The sequence below is a fragment of the Arthrobacter sp. FW306-04-A genome (assembly GCF_044358315.1).
Taxonomy (GTDB): Bacteria; Actinomycetota; Actinomycetes; order Actinomycetales; family Micrococcaceae; genus Arthrobacter.
Window position 1 is genome coordinate 2,500,048 of sequence record NZ_CP084559.1, and the last position, 21,587, is coordinate 2,521,634.

A 21,587-nucleotide genomic window follows, 5' to 3' on the forward strand; every position below is an offset into this window, starting at 1 on the left:
TCGTCCGTATCAGTGGTCTGTTGCTCTCCACACTAAGCTGGAAGGCAATGAAACTTCTTGAGCAGCTTCCCGGAACCTCCGACGCCGGATCGGGCAACAGACGCGTTGACCCGGACGAAATCTACACACGCTTCGTTGAGTGGACGGAGAGCCGCGGGCTGCAGTTGTACCCTGCCCAGGATGAAGCCATCATGGAACTCGCGTCCGGCTGCAATGTCATCCTGGCTACCCCCACCGGCTCCGGAAAGTCGCTGGTAGCCATCGCGGCGCATTTCGAGGCCATGTCCCGGGGAATGCGCAGCTACTACACCGCCCCCATCAAGGCCTTGGTCTCCGAGAAGTTCTTCGCCCTCTGCGAGATCTTCGGGGCGGAGAACGTCGGCATGATCACGGGTGACTCGGGAGTCAACCAGGACGCCCCCATCGTCTGCTGCACCGCCGAAATCCTCGCCAACATCGCCCTGCGCGAAGGCAAGGGAGCCGAACTCGGCACGGTCATCATGGACGAGTTCCACTTCTACTCAGATCCCCAGCGGGGTTGGGCCTGGCAGGTGCCCCTCCTGGAGCTCCCGCAGGCCCAGTTCCTCTTGATGTCAGCCACGTTAGGGGACGTCAGCCGCTTCGAAACCGGTCTGACCGAACTCACCGGGCGTTCCACCACCACCGTCAGCTCAGCCGAACGCCCCATCCCCCTGCATTACTACTTCCAGGAAACTCCGGTCCATGAAACCCTCGAGGAACTCCTGAGCACCAAGCAGGTTCCCGTTTATGTGGTGCATTTCAGCCAGGTCGAGGCGATCGAACGCGCCCAAAACCTCATGAGCATCAACATGTGCACCCGCGAGGAGAAGGACAAGATTGCCGAGCTCATTGCCGGCTTCAGGTTCGCGGCCGGCTTCGGCAAGACCCTGAACCGGCTGGTCCGCCACGGCATCGGCGTCCATCACGCGGGCATGCTGCCCAAGTACCGGCGGCTCGTGGAGCAATTGGCACAGGCAGGACTCCTGAAGGTCATCTGCGGTACCGACACGCTCGGCGTGGGAATCAACGTTCCCATCCGCACCGTTCTCTTGACTGCCCTGAGCAAGTACGACGGCGTCCGCACGCGTTTGCTGAACTCCCGCGAGTTCCATCAGATTGCCGGCCGCGCGGGCCGGGCAGGCTATGACACTGCCGGAACGGTTGTGGTGCAGGCTCCCGAACACGTGGTGGAGAACGCGAAGGCGATGGCCAAGGCGACCGCGAAATTCGGTGACGACCAGAAGAAGCTGCGGCAAGTGGTGCGAAAGAAGCCGCCCGAGGGCTTCGTCTCCTGGGGGCAACCCACCTTCACGCGTTTGGTGGAGTCGGTCCCGGACCCGTTGACCTCGAGTTTCACGGTGACGCATGCGATGTTGCTCAACTTGATGGAACGTCCTGGCGACCCATTCGCCGCCACGCGCCGCCTCCTCACCGAAAACCACGAGGCACGATCCGCCCAGCTGCAGCTCATGAAGAAAGCCCTGGGTATCTACCGCGAGCTCTTGGCCGCAGGAGTGGTGGAACGCATTCCCGAAACCGAGCAGGAGAAGGAAGGCCGTTCCGTTCGCCTGACCGTCCACCTGCAAGCCAACTTCGCCCTGAATCAACCGCTTTCGCCGTTTGCGCTTGCGGCGCTGGAACTCCTCGACCCGGAGTCGCCGTCGTACGCTTTGGACGTTGTGTCCGTGATCGAAGCAACCCTTGAAAAGCCCCGCCAGATCCTCTCTGCGCAGCAGAAGAAGGCCCGCGGCGAGGCAATTGCCGCGATGAAAGCCGACGGCATTGATTATGACCAGCGCATGGCGATGCTCGAAGCGGTCAGCTACCCGCAGCCCCTCGCGGAGATCCTGGGCGAGGCTTTCGACGTCTACCGCAAGGCCGCTCCATGGGTGGGCGACTTTGAACTCGCGCCCAAGTCGGTGGTACGCGATATGTATGAGCGCGCCATGAACTTCGGTGAGTTCGTCCAGTTCTATGGGCTGGCCCGCTCCGAGGGCATTGTGTTGCGGTATTTGGCAGACGGCTTCAAGGCGTTGCGCCAAACGGTCCCGCAGGACGCCCTCCGCGAAGACCTCGAGGACCTCATCGCCTGGCTGGGCGAACTGGTCCGCCAAGTCGACTCCAGCCTGCTGGACGAATGGGAGGAGCTCACGTCCGGCGCGGCCCCCACGCCGCACGACGCCCCTCCTCCCCTGCCGCCATCCCTCACGTCCAACATCCGCGCCTTCCGGGTCATGGTCCGCAACGAAATGTTCCGGCGCGTTGAGCTGTTCGCGGACGAGGATGCCGCCGCTTTGGGCGAGCTCGACGCCGGCAGCGGCTGGGATGCGGAACACTGGGAAGACGTCCTGGACGTCTATTTCGACGAACACGACGACATCGGGACCGGCCCCGACGCACGCGGCCCGGGCCTCCTTATGATCACCGAGGAACCTGGCATCTGGCGTGTGCGGCAGATCTTCGACGACCCTGCCCGCAACCATGATTGGGGCATTTCCGCCGAAGTGGACCTGGAAGCCTCGGACGAGAGCGGCACCGCCGTGGTCAAGGTGACCGCGGTCAACCGCCTCTAGGCTCCTAGTAAGCTCGAATCATGAGTGTTATCCGCCCTGCCACCGTGTCCGATGTCCCCGCGATCCTGCAGATGATCCACGAGCTTGCGGTCTACGAAAAAGAGCCCGACGCCGTGAAAAACACGCCGGAAATGCTGACCGCTGCCTTGTTCGGCGAGAATCCGCGGGTGTTTGCCCACATGGCCGAAAACGCGGCCGGAGACGTCCAGGGCTTCGCCTTGTGGTTCCTGAACTACTCGACGTGGGAAGGTGTCCACGGCATCTACCTTGAGGACCTTTACGTCACGCCTGATGCGCGCGGCGAGGGCCACGGCAAGGCGCTCCTGCAGCATCTGGCCGCCACCGCCGTCGAACGCGGTTACGCAAGGGTGGAGTGGAGCGTCCTGGACTGGAACGAACCGTCCATTGACTTCTATCGCAGCCTGGGCGCCGTGCCCATGGACGGCTGGTCCACCTTCCGGCTTGCCGGAGAAGCCCTGGGTGCCTTTGGCAGCGATGACAAGGTCTTGACGCGTGGCTGAGCGCATGGCTGGGCAAGCGGCGCACACCATCCGGGCACGTCACGAATTCCGGGGTGTCCGGACCACCGAGCATTTCTTCACGGTGCCCCTCGACCACTGGCCTTCCGAGAGCGAAGCTCCCGGCGGTGGCGCCGCCGAGACGATCACCGTCTTCGCCCGGGAGTTCGTCTCCGCCGAGCACCCGGCTGAAGACGCGGCGCGGCTGCCGTGGTTGCTCTACCTCCAGGGCGGACCGGGCGGACGCGGCACGCGGACTACGTCCTTGTCCGGCTGGATGAAGGCTGCCGCAAGGAGCTTCCGCATCCTGATGCTCGACCAGCGCGGCACCGGCCTGTCCACGCCGGCGGACCGCAACACGCTCCCGCTTCGGGGCGATGCCGCGGCTCAGGCAGACTACCTGGCGCACTTCCGGGCAGACTCGATCGTGGCCGACGCCGAACTCATCCGGAAAACCTTGGGCTCGGAGCCGTGGACTGTCCTTGGCCAGAGCTTCGGTGGTTTCTGTGCACTGACATACCTTTCCTTCGCTCCGGAAGGCCTTCGCGAAGTGCTCATCACGGGAGGGCTTGCGCCGTTGGAGGGCCCGGCCGAGCGCGTCTACCGGGCCACTTTCCAACGGGTCGCGGAACGGAACGCCGAGTACTTCGCCTGGTATCCGGAGGACCGCGAAGTAGTGACCCGGATCGCGCGGCATCTGGACGCCACGAAGGAGCGGCTGCCCAGTGGAGAACGCCTGACCGCGGAGCGCTTCCAAATGGTGGGATCGTTCCTGGGCGGGAACACCCGCGTGGATGCCCTCCACACCCTCCTGGAGGACGCCTTTGTGCCCTCCGCGGATGGAGATCGGCTTTCTGACTCCTTCCTGGAGCAAGTCCATGGACTCGTATCCCGGGCATCGAATCCCCTGTACGCGGTCCTGCACGAGGCCATCTACGGCCAAGAGCAAGCCACGGACTGGGCGGCTTGGCGCGTGCTCGCGGAATTCCCGGAGTTCCAGCCCGAGGCCGCGGAGCCGCTCCTGACAGGTGAAATGGTCTACCCCTGGTATTTCGAACAGGATCCGGCCTTGGTGCCGTTGCAGGACGCGGCCGCCCGCTTGGCCGGCAAGCAGGACTGGAAACCCCTCTACGATGTGGCCCGGCTGGGCGCGAACACGGTACCCGTGGCGGCTGCGGTGTATCGCGACGACATCTATGTGGACTTCCAGCTATCCATGGAGACCGCAGCCGCTGTGCGCGGACTGCAGGCCTGGACCACCGGTGACTTCCATCACGATGGTATCGGCGAAGACGGGGAAGGAATCTTCAACCGTCTCTTGGGGATGGTGCGCGGCAAGAGCTGAACCCCGGCCACCGTGGTGACCGGGGTTCCGTTATGGTCCGCCGTGCTTGGCAGCGACGGGCGTTAGTGGCCGGAGACTCTGTTCATGCTCTTGCGGGAATCTTCCTCGAGCCGGGCGTCCAGCTTGGACTTGTTGGCGGCCGGACTCAGGAGGCTCGCGACAACCGCCACCACGATGGTGCCGATGATGACTGCCAAGGACACATAGGTGGGGATCTCGGGAGCCCATTCAACATGGTGTCCGCCGTTGATGAAGGGCAGTTCGTTGACGTGCATTGCGTGCAGCACGAGCTTGACGCCGATGAACCCAAGGATGACCGACAGTGCGTGCTTAAGGTAAACCAAGCGGTTCATGAGGCCGCCGAGCAAGAAGTACAGCTGGCGCAGGCCCATGAGGGCGAAGATGTTGGCAGTGAAGACAATGAACGCGCTCTGGGTCAACCCGAAGATGGCCGGAATGGAGTCCACGGCGAACAGGAGGTCCGTCATGCCGATGGTCACGAAGACGATCAGCATGGGGGTGAAGAGCTTCTTGCCGCCAACCGTGGTGCGCAGCTTGCCGCCGTCGAACTTTTCCGACATCGGGACGATCTTGCGGATGCGGGCAATAAGGGGATTCTCGGAAGTTTCTTCTTCGTCTTCGCCGTCGTCCGTGGCCTGCTTCCAGGCCGTCCACAGCAAGAACGCGCCGAAGATGTAGAAGACCCAGCTGAACTGCTCGATCACCACCGCGCCGAGGGCGATGAAGATGCCGCGCAGGACCAGGGCAATGATGATGCCTACCATCAGCACCTCTTGCTGGTACTTACGGGGCACCGAGAAGCGCGCCATGATGATGATGAAGACGAAGAGGTTGTCGATACTCAGGCTGTATTCAGTCACCCAACCGGCGATGAACTGGCTGCCCTGCTCGGGACCGGCAAAGGCGAACATCGCTCCGGCGAACACCAAAGCGAGGGTGACGTAGAAAGCGACCCACAGGCCTGCTTCCTTCATGGAGGGTTCATGCGGGCGCTTGACGACCAAGAGGAGGTCTACAAGGAGGATGATTCCGAGAACGACGAATGAGCCGATCTCAAACCAGGCGGGGAGTTGCATCAAGATGCCTTTCGCAGGTACGCCAAAACGGCGTAAGTCTCTCCGACCTGCCTGCGTCTGCGTGCCTGAAGCCAAACAACGCATATACGACGGCGATCCGCTAGGCCCGGCGAGGCGTCTATGCCTTGCGTGTTGACGGACGTAGCGCTTGGGATACTCCCCTACGTAGGCTCAACTTTACCCTAGGCGTGCCCGGCGGACTGCATCTGGCGGAGTTCGCGCTTGAGTTCACCGACTTCGTCACGGATCCGGGCAGCGATCTCAAACTGCAGTTCGGCGGCAGCCGCGTGCATCTGCTCCGTCAACTGTTCGATCAGTCCCACCAAGTCTTCCGCCGGGGCCGCGGCCAGGCCGTCTTGCCGGACCTTCGTGGCGCCCTTTCCCTTTCCGGTCCGGCCGCTCTTGCTGGTCGCCGCAAGAAGCTCACGGGTATCGGCGTCTTCGCGGGCAAGTTGGTCAGTGATGTCAGCGATCTTCTTGCGCAGCGGCTGGGGGTCGACACCATTGTCGGTGTTGTATTTGACCTGGATTTCGCGGCGACGGTTGGTTTCCTCGATGGCCTTGGCCATCGAGTCGGTGATCCGGTCGGCGTACATGTGGACCTGTCCCGAGACGTTTCGGGCGGCGCGGCCGATGGTCTGAATCAGCGAAGTGGCAGAACGCAGGAAGCCTTCCTTGTCGGCGTCGAGGATGCTGACAAGTGACACCTCAGGGAGGTCGAGGCCCTCGCGGAGCAGGTTGATGCCCACCAGGACGTCGAAGCTGCCCATGCGGAGTTCGCGGAGCAATTCAACGCGCCGAAGGGTGTCGACGTCGGAGTGCAGGTATTGAACCTTGACCCCGTGACCCAGGAGGTAGTCGGTGAGGTCCTCGGCCATGCGCTTGGTCAGCGTGGTGACCAGGACGCGCTCGTCACGCTCCACGCGGGTCCTGATCTCGCCGAGGAGGTCGTCGATCTGGCCCTTGGTCGGCTTCACGATCACTTCGGGATCGATCAGTCCGGTCGGGCGAATGATCTGCTGGACGAAACCGTCAGCCTTGCCGAGCTCATACTTGCCGGGGGTCGCGGAAAGATAGACGGTCTGGCCCACGCGCTCCAGGAATTCATCCCATTTGAGCGGCCTGTTGTCCATGGCGGAAGGTAGCCGGAAGCCATGGTCCACGAGCGTGCGCTTACGCGACATGTCGCCCTCGTACATGGCGCCGATCTGTGGAACCGTCACGTGGGATTCGTCGATGACCAGAAGGAAGTCGTCCGGGAAGTAGTCGATGAGGCAGTGCGGAGCCGTGCCGGAGCCGCGTCCATCGATGTGGCGTGAATAGTTCTCGATCCCGTTGCAGAAACCCATTTGCTGCATCATCTCGAGGTCGTAAGTGGTGCGCATGCGCAGCCTCTGGGCCTCCACCAGTTTGTTCTGGCCTTCGAGGACCTTGAGCCGCGCCGCGAGCTCTTCTTCGATGGCGGTGATGGCGCGGGACATGCGCTCAGGCCCGGCAACGTAGTGCGAAGCCGGGAAGATGTACATCTCGGTTTCCTCACGGATGACATCGCCCGTGACCGGATGCAAGGTGTAAATGTTCTCGATCTCGTCGCCGAAGAACTCGATGCGCAGGGCCAGCTCTTCGTACATGGGGATGATTTCCACGGTGTCTCCGCGGACCCGGAAAGTGCCGCGGTGGAAGTCCATGTCGTTTCGGGTGTACTGCATCGAGACGAATTTGCGCAGGAGATGGTCCCGGTTCATCTCGGCGCCCTTGGTGAGCGTGACCATCCCGGCGATGTATTCCTCGGGGGTACCGAGGCCGTAGATGCAGGACACGGTAGCCACAACGATGACATCCCTGCGGGTCAGCAGCGCGTTGGTGGCCGAGTGCCGCAGCCGCTCGACTTCCTCATTCACGGAGGAGTCCTTTTCGATGAAGGTATCCGTCTGTGGAACGTAGGCTTCGGGCTGGTAGTAGTCGTAGTACGACACGAAGTACTCGACTGCGTTGTTGGGCAGCAGCTCCCGGAACTCGTTCGCGAGCTGCGCGGCGAGGGTCTTGTTCTGGACCATCACCAAGGTGGGCCTCTGGACCTGTTCGATCAACCAGGCGGTGGTGGCACTCTTGCCCGTACCGGTGGCGCCGAGCAGCACGACGTCTTTTTCGCCATTGTTGATCCGCTCGGTCAGCTCCCCGATGGCTGCCGGCTGGTCACCTGCCGGCTTGAATTCGCTAATGACCTCAAAGGGCGCGACAACACGGTTGATCTCCTGGGCAAGACTCATGAATCCAATGTACCCCCGCCCGCGGACAGGTACTGTCCGCGTTTTCTAGCCCCGCGCGACGGAGTACGACGGCGGCTGCCACCCGCTGCTCTCCGCCCAAGCATCCATGAGTGGCCAGGCAACTTCGGTAAACCATGGCTCCTTGGCCTCCGCATACGCAAGCGTCCGGCGGTCTCCTGCGTGCACCTCGGCGAGCTCCTGTTTCATGTCCGCATACATCTTCACGGCAACGGGGTTGGCACGGAGCCAATCCCGGAACAACAACGCATAGCGCCAGCCCGGGCTTCCAAGGACCCGGACATGGACGTTGGCGGCCCTTCCAGGGTCCGCGTTGCAGTGGAAGCGTTTTTGCCAAGCCGAGGGATCCAGGTACGGCGGCTTGGGTGTGTCGCGCGCAGAAGCCTCCCGCAAGGGGAAACCGGCCGCGCCCAACGCCGGAGCTATCCGATCCGCCACTTCGAGCGAGGCCACGGTGACTTGCAGATCGACGATGTCTTTGGCCGGAAGCCCGGGTACGGCGGTTGAACCGATATGGTCAGCGCACAGCACTTCCGGAGATGCTTTCCGGATCCTGGCAAGCAGCCGTTCGGCCTGCAGCGGCCAATTGGGGTCAGGTGCGGACAATACGGGCCCGCCTGATCGTGGCGCCGGGCGGCCCGCCGCAAGATTACGGGCGAACGGTGCCAAACGCTCTTGCCACAGACGGTCCACGAGCGCCGTGACGTCTTCGATGCTTCCGGAGTTGTCCACCACGATGTCCGCTGCCGCCAACCGTTCGTCCCTGCCGGCCTGGGCAGCCATCCGGGACACGGCGTCCTCGACCGTCATGCCACGGATCTCCGTCATACGCCGGGTGCGTTCCTCGTCGGGCGCGTCAACCACCAGCACAAGGTGAAAGTTGCTCCCCTGCCCGGTTTCGACCAGCAGCGGAATGTCCTGGACCACGACGTCTCCAGGACTTGCCGTGGCGAGCATCGTACCGGCCCGTTCCCTGACGAGGGGATGGATGATCGCGTTGAGCGCCTCCCGGCGATCCGGCTGGGCGAACACAATCGCCCCGAGGCGTGACCGGTCAAGGCGCCCATCGGCGTCGACGATGTCTTCACCAAACTCAGCCACGACGTGGGCAAGGCCGGGGGTACCCGGCTCAACCACCTCGCGGGCCAGCGCGTCGGCGTCGATCAAGACAGCGCCCAACTCCCTCAGCCTGGCGGACACTAGTGATTTGCCGGAGGCGATCCCCCCGGTAAGTCCAATCTTCAACACCCCTCCACACTAGACTGGGTCGGTGGCAGATCAGGACGAAAGCCGGGCGACGGCGTACACGACCTTGGCGCTTGGTGACGATTTCCGCCACGAACTCGAGATCAAGCGTTCGCGCTTCATCACCGTAATGCGCCGCACTTCCAACGAAGACGCCGCGCGCGCCTTGGTCGCCGAACTGCGGAAGGAATTCCATGATGCCCGGCACCATTGCTCCGCTTTTGTCCTCGGTCCGGATCGCGTCATCCAGCGTTCCAACGACGACGGCGAACCCTCCGGAACAGCAGGCATCCCGATGCTCGAAGCACTCATCAAACGGGAAACACTGCCCGGGGTGACCGACCTCAGCGACGTCAGTGCCGTCGTCGTACGCTATTTCGGCGGGATCCTCCTGGGCGCCGGCGGGCTGGTCCGTGCTTACTCCGAATCAGTCTCGGCTGCGCTGGACTCCGCTCCCCTGGTTCAGCGACGCCGCCTGCGGATTTGCGCCGTCGCTGTGGGCCACCACGCTGCCGGAAGGTTGGAGAACGATCTGCGCTCGGCAGGCTACGTCATGGCTGAAACAAGCTATGAGCCCACGGCGACCGTCCTGCGCTTGGCGCTGCCCGACGAGCCAACGGCAATCGCCGACGCCGGCGAACGGCTGGCCGCCATGACCGGCGGTACATCGGGACTCCAATTACTGGGGACAGAATGGGCCGACGTCCCGGATTGAGCTCGCAACCACGGGGACATGCCCTCCCCTGATCGCCACCACTGGACATAATGGGTATATGTCCAGTCCTTGATGCGAAGGCGGGGCATGTCCAGTAGGGCCTTGGGCTAAGGAATACTGGACATGCCCTCCCCTATCCGCCACCACTGGACATAATGGGTATATGTCCGGTCCTTGATGCGAAGGCGGGGCATGTCCCTCGGAACGCGCTGAAGAATTCCCTTTGCGCGGCAAACGAGCGCGTCGCCAAAGAAAACCGGGATTCCCGGATTAAAGAAAGCGGCTCCTGCGATTCGTACTGAATCGCAGGAGCCGCTTTCATTCCGGCCCGGAAATCCGGACCAGTGGCAATTAGTTGCCGGTCAGCTTCTCGCGCAAAGCGGCGAGGGCCTCGTCGGATGCCAGGGTGCCCGCGGTGGACTCAGTGGCAGCCGGCTCGGAGGAGTAGCTGGTAGTGCCGGAGTCGCTCTCGCCGGAAACGGCAGCAGCGGCGTCGTCAGCCGCGTGCTGGGAAACCTGCTTCTTGTGAGCTTCCCAACGTGCCTGGGCGTCAGCGTACTGCTGCTCCCAAGCGGCGCGCTGCGTCTCGTAGCCCTCGAGCCATTCGTTCGACTCGGGGTCGAAGCCTTCGGGGTACTTGTAGTTGCCCTCTTCGTCGTACTCAGCGGCCATGCCATACAGAGCCGGGTCGAACTCGGTGCTGTCAGCGTCAACGCCCTCGTTAGCCTGCTTGAGGGAGAGGGAGATGCGGCGGCGCTCGAGGTCGATGTCGATGACCTTGACGAAGAGCTCGTCGCCAACGGAGACGACCTGCTCAGCAAGCTCAACGTGGCGGACCGCCAGCTCGGAGATGTGAACCAGACCCTCGATGCCATCCTCAACGCGGACGAAGGCACCGAACGGAACCAGCTTGGTGACCTTACCCGGAACAACCTGGCCGAGGGCGTGGGTGCGGGCGAAGGTCTGCCACGGGTCTTCCTGCGTGGCCTTGAGGGACAGGGACACGCGCTCGCGGTCCAGATCCACTTCGAGAACCTCGACGGTGACTTCCTGGCCAACCTCGACAACCTCGGACGGGTGGTCGATGTGCTTCCAAGACAGCTCGGAAACGTGAACCAGACCGTCTACGCCGCCCAGGTCCACGAATGCACCGAAGTTGACGATGGAGGAAACGACGCCGGGACGGACCTGGCCCTTTTCCAGCTTGTTGAGGAACGTGGAGCGGACCTCGGACTGGGTCTGCTCGAGCCATGCGCGGCGGGAAAGAACGACGTTGTTGCGGTTCTTGTCCAGCTCGATGATCTTGGCTTCGATCTGCTGACCGATGTACGGAGCGAGGTCGCGGACGCGGCGCATCTCGACGAGGGATGCGGGCAGGAAGCCACGCAGACCGATGTCGAGGATAAGACCACCCTTGACAACCTCGATGACGGTACCGGTGACGACACCGTCTTCTTCCTTGACCTTCTCGATGTCGCCCCAGGCACGCTCGTACTGAGCACGCTTCTTGGAGAGGATCAGACGGCCTTCTTTGTCTTCCTTGGTGAGCACCAGGGCTTCGACCTGATCGCCAACGGAGACGACGTCCCCGGGGTCAACGTCGTGCTTGATGGAAAGCTCGCGGGAAGGGATGACACCTTCGGTCTTGTAACCGATGTCGAGCAGAACTTCGTCGCGGTCGACCTTGACGACGATACCTTCGACGAGGTCTCCGTCGTTGAAGTACTTGATGGTGGCGTCGACAGCTGCGAGGAAGTCCTCAGCGGTACCAATGTCGTTGATCGCGACTACGGGGGTACCGGGCTTCTCGGTGGAGGTGATGGTCATGTAGTAGGGGCTCCGTTGTGGATAGAGTATCGGTCAGGCAAACCGCCCGCTTTCCGTTCCCGGTCCGCAGGACACGGCAAAACGCCGGGTCATCCTGAATTGTGGATTGTAAATTTACGCGCACGTAGTACGCGCCCGTTTATTCTAGTCGTTCGCCACAAGGAGGGTCAAAGCGGCAGCGTGTCACCAAGCCGCGCGAACGTCACGCCGCGGTCCAGTAAACGGGGCAAAGCGCGTTCATAGCCCTCCGCGGTGCCGCCGGCAGGTTGGTTGAAGTGTGAGATCACAACCTGTCCTGCGCCCTGCCCGGCACCGATCTTGCCCACCTCCGCCGCCACGGTGGGGGCAGGGAATGTCGCACCGCCGTCGCCGTTCACCGTAAAGTTCACCGGAACCAGGCCAAGGGCGTGGGTGATCGACGCGGCAACATCGTCGTAGTAAGCCGTCCCCGGCCGGAAAAAGCGCGGCGCTTTTCCCAAAAGCTGCTCCATGACTTCCTGGTTGCCCATGATTTCGTCGTACACCTCGCCCACGTTGGACGTACCCGCGATGCCGTAGGCGGAACGCCCGCTGACGGAAAGCGGTTGGTGCCGGAACCCGTGGTTGCCCAGCTCGAACAAAGGATCGGCCGCGAGTTCAGCGGCCAGTCCGGGGTTGGCCTTGATCCAGCGACCGTTGACGAACAGGGTGGCGGGAATGTTGAGCCTGCGCAGTGTCTTCAGCAAGCGTTGATCGCATTCTGTTCCCCGGGGTCCGCCGCAGGCATCAAAGGTCAAAACCGCATGAGTGGACGCCGTCTTCGTCACGACGCCAGCGACGCCGAGCCCCCATTCAACGGGCTTGCGTGCTGAGAATTCTGCAACGATCTGTGACTTCGACGGCAGCGCCGGCCGCGTTTCGGGCACGACCGGGCGGGGGCCGGCCACCTCCACGCCCGGCGTTGAAACCGGAGCCGGACGAGGGGCAGGGGTGGCATCGGGCTGTTGGGCGCACGCACCCAGGCCGGCCACGGCTAGTCCGGCGGCAGCCAGCAACAATGACCGCCTGCCGGGCAGCACTGATTCGCCGGTGGAGTCAACACCGGGTTGGAATTCCCCCATGGAATCCTTCTTCTGTCGTAGATCCTGCGGGTGGGATTTCTGCCTAGAAATGCGTCAGGCAGTGGGCGGGGCGTTCGACGGCGAACATCTGCTGGGCAGCCAATGTTGCGCCCGGCGTGTGCTCGCGGATCCGGCCTGCCGAAGCCAAGGTTACCGGACTGACGGCACCCAAATAGACAGACCCCAGATCCGTGACGTCCATGCTCAAGTCCGGGCTCGAGTCTTGTCTCCCGCCGCTGGCGTCACTGACGGTGACGACACCGCCGTCGGAAGCCAATTCCCACGTGCCGTCCGCAAAACCGAGCGCGTCCCGGATCTCCAGCACCAAACGGCCATCGGCGCCATAGCGGCGAGCTGACAAGGCCGCAGGAGCATCCAGGACGCGCAACCACAACATGTCCCGATAGTCGGACGACGTGACGCAGCGACCGTCGACGAGCGCCCATGCGAGGGGGTCTTCAATGGGAGCTTCAGGCCAGGAGACCTGTTCGACGAGATCGATGCTGCCCAGGAACTGCCACAGTTCCAAGTACCCGGAGTCCGTTGCGGCAACGAGGTCCACGATTTCCATGGTGTAAGGCTTGGAGTCCCAGCCTGCGAACTTATAGGAGACGTAGCCGTCAATGGTGCCGTCCGGTCCATAGTGGAGGGCACACTTGATGGCTTTGTCCTCCGTGCCGTCGCGTTTCATGGCTCCGGAGACGTGATGGCGATAGGAGTCCTGCCGCACGATGGACCCCGGTGTCCCCTGGTGAGCGCGCTTGAAAACCTCGGGAGCGAGTTCAAGAAGGACCCTCGGGTCTGCGATTTCCACCCGGCCAACGGGTTCGTGGCGGATGCGGAATTTCGGACCGGTGTCCACCTTGATGCTCCGCTCGAAGGTTGCGACACCAAACCCGAAGCGGCCGTAGATGGATGCCTCGGAAGCCGTCAGGGCCGCCATGGCGAAGCCATCGTCCTTGGCCGCGGCAAGATCGGCGGTCATCATCCCCCGCAAGAGGCCGTGGCGCCGATGCGTTCCGCGGACGCTGACAGCGGTGATCTGGCGCGTCCGCAGTTCCTGCCCAAAGCCAATATTCAGCTTGTTTTCCAGCGTTCCGAACGTTGCCACCGGAAAGCCCGGGTTGAGCGCATGCAACGGGGGTTCATCGTTGACGTAGACGCCTGTCAGTTCACGATTGTCCGCTTGGTACATCGCGAGGATCTTGTCAAGGACCTCATCGCTTCGCTGCTCGTCATGAAATCCAAACCCGACGGCCTGGAGCCAATCACGTGCCTGTCCGTAGTCCGGGTTCTCCTTGCCTACGGAACGAAAGCGCTTGACGTTGTATTTTTCGTTTGTTTCCTTGGGATCAGCCACGTCCCGAGCCTATCCAGACAGCACGGGGCACGCCACCGTAGCGGCGGCGTGCCCCGTGCAGTCCCTCAAGAACCCGTGGACTTCCCCCCCGGCTAGTGCCCGGCGTCGTACCAGCTGGAGCCGACCCCGACCTGAACGTCCAGCGGTACCGTGAGCTGGGCTGCTGTCCCCATTTGTTCGGTCACGAGCTTTTCGACCGCTTCGCGTTCGCCGTGCGCCACTTCGAGGACGAGTTCGTCATGGACCTGCAGAAGCATCCGGGACTTTAGCCCCTGGCTGGTCAACTCGGCTGAAACTCCGAGCATGGCCCGCTTCATGAGATCTGCCGCCGAACCCTGGATCGGCGAGTTCAGTGCAATGCGTTCGGCGATCTCGCGGTGCTGGCGATCCGTGCTGGTCAGGTCCGGAAGATAGCGACGGCGGCCTTCGATCGTGGAGGTATAGCCATCGATCCTGGCCTGCTCCACCACGCCACGAAGGTAGTCGCGTACTGCGCCGAAACGGTCGAAGTAGTCCTTCATGAGGGTCCGGGCCTCGTCCACGGAGATTTCAAGCTGCTTGGACAGCCCGAAAGAGGTCAGCCCGTAGGCCAAGCCGTAGGACATGGCCTTGACCTTGGAGCGCATGGCACTGGTGACGTCTTCGGGTGCCACGTTGAAGATGTGCGAGCCCACGTAGCGGTGCAGGTCCTCGCCTTCCTTGTAGGCCTGGATGAGCCCCTCGTCGCCGGACAGATGCGCCATGATACGCATTTCAATCTGTGAATAGTCGGCCGACAACAGGCATTCGTAGCCCTCGCTGACGACGAATATTCCGCGGACGCGCCTGCCTTCCTCACTGCGCACCGGGATGTTTTGCAGATTGGGGTTGTTCGACGAGATGCGTCCCGTGGCCGCGACGTTTTGTGCGTAGGTCGTGTGGATACGGCCGTCTTCCGCCACCGATTTCTTGAGCGTCTCCAGCATCTGGGCAAGTTTGGAGGATTCCCGGTGGGCCATGAGTTGCACAAGGAACTCGTGGCCGGTCTTCTCCAGGAGCGCCTTCAATGAGGCGGCGTCGGTGGTGTAGCCAGACTTGATCTTCTTGGTCTTGGGCAAGCCAAGTTCTTCGAAGAGAACAGTCTGAAGCTGCTTCGGCGACCCGAGATTGACCTCGTGGCCGATAGCGGCAAACGCCTGCTCCTGGGCATTGTCGATCACTTTGGCGAGGTCGGCGAGCTGTTCGTTCAGACGGTCCATCGAGATGGAAATGCCGGAGAGTTCCATCTGGGCCAACACCCGTGCGACCGGCAGCTCAAGCGTGGTCAGGAGCGCTTCAGCCTTGCGCTCGGCCAACTCGCCTTCGAAGTGCTTGCTCAGCGTGTGCACGACGGCGGCCTGCTGGACGAGCGCGGTGGCCGCGGCCCCGTCCGGTCCGTCACCGAGTTCCAGTTCCAGCTGGCCTGTTTGTGCCGCGGCCGTAGTGAGCGTGATTTTCAGGTGGTGCTGTGCGAGCTCGGGGAGTTCGTAGCTGCGGCGGTCCGGCTGGATCAGGTACCCCGAGATGGCGGTGTCATCCACCACGCCCTCAAGGCCCAGTCCGCGGTTATGCAGGGCCTTGAGGGCGTCCTTGAACTCGTGCATGACCTTGGCTTCTTCGGGGTCTTGAAGCCACTTGGCCAGGACTGCCTCGGCCGCGGCGTCGAGCGACGGAAGATCGATGAAAGCAGCACCGTTGGCGCGCACGATGGCGAGGGCATCGGCGTCGTCACCAATCCGTCCGGGGACCAGCTGCACGGCGACGGCGGCACGGATCCCCGCACCGGCAGCGAAGAACTCCTCCAGGGCGGCGGCGTCATCCAGGACTTTGTAGGCAGGGGCGTCGATGGTCTCCGGCGCCGCTCCGGCGGTGTCGTCTCCATAGAGCGCGAACAGCCGGGTGCGGAGCGTCCTGAATTCAAGGGTGTCGAACAGCGTCTCGACCTCTTGTCGGTTGGGACGCGGCTCCTCGAGGTCGGCGAGTGTAACAGGGAGCTGGAGATCGCTCAGGAGTTGGTTGAGGCGGCGGTTGCGCTTGACGGCGTCGATGTTTTCCCGGAGGGCTCCGCCCACCTTGCCGCCGATCGAATCCAAATTCTCCAGGATCCCGTCCAGGCCGCCGTAAAGATTGATCCACTTGGCAGCGGTCTTGGGGCCGACACCTGGTACGCCCGCGAGGTTGTCGGCAGACTCCCCCACCAGTGCGGCGAGATCGGAGTAGCGGGAAGGCGGAACGAAGTACTTCTCTTCGATCGCCGCTGCGTCCATGCGGGGAATGTTGGAAACGCCCTGTTTCGGGTACAGGACGAAGACGTTGTCCGTGATGAGCTGGAACGCGTCACGGTCCCCCGACACAAGGAGGACTTCGAAGCCGGCGGCGTCGCCCTGGGCCGCGAGTGTGGCGAGGATGTCATCCGCCTCGTATCCGGGCATCTTGATGGTCCTGATGCCCCAGGCCTCCATGACCTGGTCGATGAGATCGATTTGCCCGCGGAATTCCGGTGGGGTTTCGTTGCGGCCACCCTTGTATTCGCTGTACTCAGCCTTGCGGAACGTGGTGTCGTCGGAGACATCGAAGGCAACTGCCACATGGGTGGGCTTTTGGTCCTTGATGAGGTTGATCAGCATCGAGGTGAAGCCATGCACAGCATTGGTGTGCTGGCCCGAGGACGTGGCGAAGTTCTCTGCCGGCAAAGCATAGAATGCCCGGAATGCCATGGAGTGCCCATCCAGGACCAGAAGCCGGGACCGTCCACCCGCCACTGTGCCGGCAGGGGTTGCTGAAGGGTCTGGTGCCGTTGCGGTGACAGTAGCCACAGGCGCTGACGTTTCGGTTGGAACTGAGTCCGGTTTGGTTGTTTCGCTCACAGGTGCCAGCCTAGTTGCCATGATGGACAATTTCACGCCGGGCCGGTTCACTGACGAACTCAACGCAGCTGGCGTTCCGCAGGAGCTGCATGGTTGGCTTTCGCGCTATGGGGTGGGATCGCTCGTGACGAAGATGGGCATCAAGTTCCTTGAACTGAGCCCCGAACGGACCGTCGCCACCATGCCGGTGGAAGGGAACACCCAAGTTGCTGGCATCCTCCATGGCGGAGCCCACGTGGTTCTCGCCGAGACCTTGGGCTCCTTCTCGGCGGCCTTGCATGCGGGAGCCGGACGCCATGTGGTGGGAATCGAGGTGGGTGCAACCCATCACCGCTCAGTAGCAAGCGGCCTGGTCACCGGCACATGCACGGCCATCCACCTTGGCAGCACACTCGCCACACACGAAATTGTCATGACTGACGAACACGGGCGCCGGCTTTCAACGGCCCGGATCACCAACATGATCCGGGAGAACAGGCCCCACTGAGCCAGCACGCCGCGCATCGGCCCCCGGGGATCACCGCGCCCGCGCGGGGAACCGGTAACGCAGCTCCACTGCCGCTGCACCAAGGGTGCGGGACGAGACCAGTTCAAGCGGCGCCGTCGTGCTCTCCACGGGAAGCAAGCGCTTACCGGAGCCCAAGGCGACCGGGATAAGCGTGACAATCATCTCGTCCAACAGTCCTTCCTTGGCGAATTGGGCAACCAGGTTTCCGCCGCCAACCAGCCACACGTTCTTGTCGCCGGCGTCCGCAAGCAGGTCCGGGGCGAATTCCTGGACCTCACCACGCACGAACGTGACGTCCGCACCGGCCGGCGCGGCATATTCGTGGTGGGTGAAGACCCAGCATGGGATGCCCGGGTAAGGCCATTTCCCGGGTTCATGTTCCATGAGCCAGCGATACGTCTGGCCACCCATCACAATGCAGCCGATGCCGGCCATGAAGTCTTCGTAGCTTTCGGTGACGCCCTCGGCCTCTTCGAACTGGAGCAGCCAGCCGAGATCGTCTTCATTGGTGGCTATGAACCCGTCAAGAGAGGATGCCACGTAATACTGGAAATCCGACATGGCCTTACCCTACTCATTCAGCCGATGGGTTCCCATACTCCACGCGGACGCTCGAATCATCGCGCAGCACGACGACGCGGCCTTCCTTCAGCGTCCAGCCATCGTTGAGTAGGAAGATCCGTCCCCCGCTCACCACGAGCAGCCGGAGCCCCGTGTATCGGTACAGCGGCTCGGCCGCGGTCCCGGCAGTTTCCTCGTGGACATTGGGGGCGGTAACCGCCAGCCGTTCCTTGCTGTAGACGACGGCGGTGGGCAAGAGTTGGGAGCGTTCCTGGTAGTCGACGGCGGCTCCGCGCCCCAGTGCCTGGGCGTAGTCGGACGTGCCCCAGAACAGGAGGAGCGTGACAAGCACAAAGATGAAAGAACGTTCCAGCGCGCGGGGTGTCACGGTGAGGCCGCGCCCAGAGCCCGCAGTGGCCCGACGGCGCAGGCTCATTCCCCAGGTTCCCAGCAACAGGCCGCCCGCGATCATGTACGGCAGGTAGAGGAGAATCCGCTCCGGCTGCGAAATGGTGAGTATCCACATGACGGCGGCGAAAAGGAAGCCGAGCACCAGCAGCGCCGTCGCGGTCCTTCGAATGGCGGGCCGGAAGCGCTGGTCCGCGAGCAGCTTGTCCACACCGCGGTCCGCCATGAGCCAGAGGAACCCGATTATGGCCAACCAGGCAAGCGGGCGGAACAGCGACTGGATGCTGCGCAGGATGAAGTCCTGGACGGTGTAGCCAAAGAGGCTCACGTCCAGGCCCATGGATTTTGCTTGCGCATCCGTGCGCGCCCAACCGAAATAGACAAGCAGCGCCGTGGCTACGGTCAACGGCGGCCCGATCACCGAGAGCACGTCAAGCGTCCGCTGCCAGCGGGACTCGACCAGGACCACATCCTGGTTGTTGGATTCCTTCTTGGCGGATTCGTCGCTCACCGAGAGGCCGTGCCGCTTGGCGATGGTTTGGTCGGTCCGACTGTCGACGATGGTCCGGCAGTGGAGCCTGCCGACGATCCGACTGTGTCGTCGTAGAAGAATTGGACCGCGCCGTCCACTTCCAGCGTGTCGGTGATGGTCACGGTGAAGGAGTTCTTGGCTGTGGCCGCCGGCGTCTTGAAATAGACCGGCGAGTAGTCGCCGGCGCTGCGGGTCTCGACTCCGGAATCGACACCGTCGATCTTCAACGAGCCCACCCGGACGTAGTAGCCGTCCAGGCGCACCCAGGTCCCACCCGTGCGCGGTCCGCTGGGTCGTTGCAGGCCGGGAACAGGATTGAGGTTTTCATCAACCACCGTGAGGCCACTCAGATGGCGGGGGCACGATTCGCCCACCCCCGGCTGAAGGGGAACGGTCGATGTGGGGTTGCTCGCGTGGTAGTCCACCACGCCCCGTACCACCGAGACGATAGCCAACTCGAGGCAGCGGTTCGGGGGAACCTTCGGCATTGCCGCCGTGGCAACTGCCGCGGCTTGCCACGACTGACCTGTGTTGGCACGCAGCGCGTCGCAGACCGCGGCAGCGGCCAGCCACACGTCCTTGAAGGTGGTGCCGTCGACGCCGGCGCGCAGGTTATCGCAGTCTTTTCCCTGGGCGTAGAGGTACATCCGCCCTTCCTGGGGATCGTTGGGACCGATCGGCCCGATCGGCACCCACCGGACCACAGGAGCCGCCGCCGGCGGCGGCGGAACGTCCGGGCCCGCAGGACCCCCGGGAGGCGCAACGGTGGGTTCGACGACGGCGGTCGATGTGGGCGCCGGGGCAGGGGATCGCGCGGAAGCGGAGTCTTGAGCGGGGGCCGAATCTTGTGAAGGACCGGCGCAACCGCCCAGCATGGCGAAAATAGCAGGAAGGAGCAGGAATCCGAGGATTCGGTTCCGGGTCCGGTAGTTCATTTCAGCCCCCACCTGCCGAAGGCGGCGTATTGGCCCCTCCCAAGGGATCAATCAGCGTGCGCAGCTACACAGCCGATTATTCTCCCGAATGGACTTGACTGCCAGAGCTTGCGTTCCCGCGGTGAGCCTACTTGGTGAAATACGGGACGATCAGATAGATCCCGAAAAGCACGGCGATTCCGCAGGAAGCGAAACACAGATAAGCGAGGGACCGAACGATTGCCGGCGATTTCTGCCGGGCGTCGCCCGCGATGGCCGTGAGGCGAACCCCGAGCGAATACAGCACTACCAAGAGCATGGCCGCCACCAGGGTTGCCCCGGCTACCTGCACCAGATCCAACCACTTCATGCCTGGATATCCTTACTCATGCTCTGGGCGAGACTTCGTTTTTTGGCGTCCTTCTTGCGGAAGCGGACTGCTGTGCCGGCTTCTTCGACTTCGACGGCGTTGTGGTGGCCCACGTGCGACTTCCTCGAGTAAATGAACATGTAGACGACGACGGCGGTGCCCACGACTGCCGCGATAACCACGCCGACGGTGCCGACGCCAACAAGCAATGCCGTTAGGGCGCCCACGATGGCAGCGGCCGGGAGGGTGAAGAGCCAGCCGGTGGCGATACGCCCCACGGTTCCCCAACGCACTGTTGTGCCTTTACGTCCGAGCCCCGAGCCGATGACCGAGCCGGAGGCGACCTGGGTGGTGGACAGCGCGAAACCCAGATGGGAGGAAGCGAGGATGGCCGAAGCAGTGCTGGCTTCCGCGGCGAAGCCCTGGGCCGGTTTGACTTCGGTGAGGCCGGATCCCATGGTCCGGATGATGCGCCACCCTCCGGCGTAGGTTCCGATGGCGATGGCAAGTGCGCAGGCCCCGATGACCCAGAGCTGCGGACCGCTGCCGGCCCGCTGGGTTCCGGCGGCAATGAGAACCAGGGTGATGATGCCCATGGTCTTCTGCGCATCGTTGGTGCCGTGGGCCAGCGCGACCAGGCTTGAGGTGAAGATCTGTCCGGTACGGAATCCACCGCGCTTCTGGGTCAGCTTGTCACCGGTTTCGGGGTCGTGCCGGGATGTCAGGGCGTAGGCGAGCCTCGTGCAGAGATAGGCCACGGCACCGGCAAGCAGGGGTGAGAAGATGGCCGGAAGAATGACCTTTTGCAGCACGGTATCGAAATTGACCGCGTGGAATCCGATTCCAACGATCGCCGCCCCGATGAGCCCGCCGAAGAGGGCGTGGGAAGAGCTTGAGGGCAGCCCCTTGAGCCAAGTGAACATGTTCCAGAGAATGGCCCCCATCAGGCCGGCGAAAACGATCTCCGGCGTGATGTGGATGCCGTCTGTGCCCTCACGGATGAGACCTCCGGAAATGGTCTTCGCCACCTCGGTCGAGAGGAACGCGCCCACGAGGTTAAGCACAGCGGCAAGGGCAACCGCCGTCTTGGGCTTGATGGCGCCGGTTGCGATAGGGGTAGCCATTGCGTTCGCAGTGTCGTGGAACCCGTTGGTGAAGTCAAAAAATAAGGCCAGCGCTATGACAAGCGCGACCATGAAGGTGATTTCCACCTGGTGCCCAATCTGCAGAGTCGACGATGCGCAGTTCCACTTCCCCGGGCCTGCCGTGCACAGCACTGTTCAGCAACCGTTCATCTGACTGCACTGGCGGAATTAACAA

General features: G+C 63.0%; 17 protein-coding genes. 5 read left to right on the plus strand and 12 right to left on the minus strand.

Annotation, left to right across the window (positions count from 1 at the left end; genetic code table 11):
- Nucleotides 1–47 precede the first annotated feature (47 nt).
- The 3 genes from LFT43_RS11470 to LFT43_RS11480 are packed head-to-tail and all read left to right on the plus strand — an operon-like array spanning nt 48 to nt 4,457.
- Complete coding sequence (locus LFT43_RS11470; RefSeq protein WP_395796878.1) at nt 48–2,594, plus strand: DEAD/DEAH box helicase; 2,547 nt, start codon at nt 48–50, stop codon at nt 2,592–2,594.
- A 20-nt stretch (nt 2,595–2,614) separates the two neighbouring features.
- Nucleotides 2,615–3,115 carry a GNAT family N-acetyltransferase gene (locus LFT43_RS11475; RefSeq protein ID WP_395796880.1) on the plus strand — a complete coding sequence of 167 codons (501 nt, stop codon included), beginning with the start codon at nt 2,615–2,617 and terminating at the stop codon, nt 3,113–3,115.
- A gap of 4 nt (nt 3,116–3,119) precedes the next feature.
- Nucleotides 3,120–4,457 (plus strand): alpha/beta fold hydrolase, encoded by a 1,338-nt coding sequence (locus LFT43_RS11480; RefSeq protein ID WP_395803026.1) that lies wholly within the window; start codon nt 3,120–3,122, stop codon nt 4,455–4,457.
- Nucleotides 4,458–4,519: 62 nt separating this feature from the next.
- On the opposite strand, the gene LFT43_RS11485 is transcribed toward LFT43_RS11480, so the two are convergent.
- The 3 genes from LFT43_RS11485 to coaE all read right to left on the minus strand — a co-directional run bounded on the left by LFT43_RS11485 (nt 4,520) and on the right by coaE (nt 9,090).
- Nucleotides 4,520–5,554: a TerC family protein gene (locus LFT43_RS11485; protein ID WP_395796883.1), complete on the minus strand. Its 1,035-nt coding sequence runs from the start codon at nt 5,552–5,554 to the stop codon at nt 4,520–4,522.
- Between the two features lie 182 nt (nt 5,555–5,736).
- Entirely contained in the window at nt 5,737–7,824 is a 2,088-nt protein-coding gene (gene uvrB, locus LFT43_RS11490; protein ID WP_395796885.1) for an excinuclease ABC subunit UvrB, read from the minus strand.
- A gap of 45 nt (nt 7,825–7,869) precedes the next feature.
- Nucleotides 7,870–9,090, minus strand: coding sequence for a dephospho-CoA kinase (coaE, locus tag LFT43_RS11495; RefSeq protein WP_395796887.1), 1,221 nt, complete (start codon nt 9,088–9,090; stop codon nt 7,870–7,872).
- A gap of 22 nt (nt 9,091–9,112) precedes the next feature.
- On the opposite strand from coaE, the gene LFT43_RS11500 reads away from it, so the two are divergent.
- Complete coding sequence (locus tag LFT43_RS11500; protein ID WP_395796889.1) at nt 9,113–9,802, plus strand: IMPACT family protein; 690 nt, start codon at nt 9,113–9,115, stop codon at nt 9,800–9,802.
- A 351-nt stretch (nt 9,803–10,153) separates the two neighbouring features.
- Here the strand turns inward: LFT43_RS11500 and rpsA are convergent, their stop codons facing one another.
- The 4 genes from rpsA to polA form a co-directional block, all read right to left on the minus strand.
- The gene (gene rpsA, locus LFT43_RS11505) at nt 10,154–11,629 is read right to left on the minus strand and encodes a 30S ribosomal protein S1 (RefSeq protein WP_265977586.1); all 1,476 of its coding nucleotides are present in this window, start codon (nt 11,627–11,629) and stop codon (nt 10,154–10,156) included.
- A 167-nt stretch (nt 11,630–11,796) separates the two neighbouring features.
- Nucleotides 11,797–12,729, minus strand: a complete 933-nt coding sequence (locus LFT43_RS11510) for a polysaccharide deacetylase family protein (RefSeq protein WP_395796891.1) — start codon at nt 12,727–12,729, stop codon at nt 11,797–11,799.
- Nucleotides 12,730–12,772: 43 nt separating this feature from the next.
- Nucleotides 12,773–14,089, minus strand: coding sequence for a GNAT family N-acetyltransferase (locus LFT43_RS11515; RefSeq protein WP_395796893.1), 1,317 nt, complete (start codon nt 14,087–14,089; stop codon nt 12,773–12,775).
- A 92-nt stretch (nt 14,090–14,181) separates the two neighbouring features.
- Nucleotides 14,182–16,824, minus strand: a complete 2,643-nt coding sequence (gene polA / locus LFT43_RS11520; RefSeq protein ID WP_395803028.1) for a DNA polymerase I — start codon at nt 16,822–16,824, stop codon at nt 14,182–14,184.
- A 169-nt stretch (nt 16,825–16,993) separates the two neighbouring features.
- On the opposite strand from polA, the gene LFT43_RS11525 reads away from it, so the two are divergent.
- On the plus strand, nt 16,994–17,461 hold the full coding sequence (locus LFT43_RS11525; RefSeq protein WP_395796895.1) for a hotdog fold thioesterase: 468 nt from the start codon (nt 16,994–16,996) through the stop codon (nt 17,459–17,461).
- 30 nt (nt 17,462–17,491) lie between these two features.
- Here the strand turns inward: LFT43_RS11525 and LFT43_RS11530 are convergent, their stop codons facing one another.
- The 5 genes from LFT43_RS11530 to LFT43_RS11550 all read right to left on the minus strand — a co-directional run bounded on the left by LFT43_RS11530 (nt 17,492) and on the right by LFT43_RS11550 (nt 21,478).
- A complete protein-coding gene (locus LFT43_RS11530) occupies nt 17,492–18,043 on the minus strand; it encodes a dihydrofolate reductase family protein (RefSeq protein ID WP_395796897.1) in 552 nt (183 codons plus the stop codon).
- A 13-nt stretch (nt 18,044–18,056) separates the two neighbouring features.
- Nucleotides 18,057–18,962: a hypothetical protein gene (locus tag LFT43_RS11535; protein WP_395796899.1), complete on the minus strand. Its 906-nt coding sequence runs from the start codon at nt 18,960–18,962 to the stop codon at nt 18,057–18,059.
- On the minus strand, nt 18,959–19,918 hold the full coding sequence (locus LFT43_RS11540; protein WP_395796901.1) for a hypothetical protein: 960 nt from the start codon (nt 19,916–19,918) through the stop codon (nt 18,959–18,961). The genes LFT43_RS11535 and LFT43_RS11540 overlap by 4 nt, the downstream gene beginning before the upstream one ends.
- 127 nt (nt 19,919–20,045) lie before the next feature.
- Nucleotides 20,046–20,267 carry a hypothetical protein gene (locus LFT43_RS11545; protein WP_395796903.1) on the minus strand — a complete coding sequence of 74 codons (222 nt, stop codon included), beginning with the start codon at nt 20,265–20,267 and terminating at the stop codon, nt 20,046–20,048.
- Nucleotides 20,264–21,478, minus strand: a complete 1,215-nt coding sequence (locus LFT43_RS11550; protein ID WP_395796905.1) for an anion permease — start codon at nt 21,476–21,478, stop codon at nt 20,264–20,266. Before LFT43_RS11550 ends, LFT43_RS11545 begins: the two co-directional genes overlap by 4 nt.
- Nucleotides 21,479–21,587 lie beyond the last annotated feature (109 nt).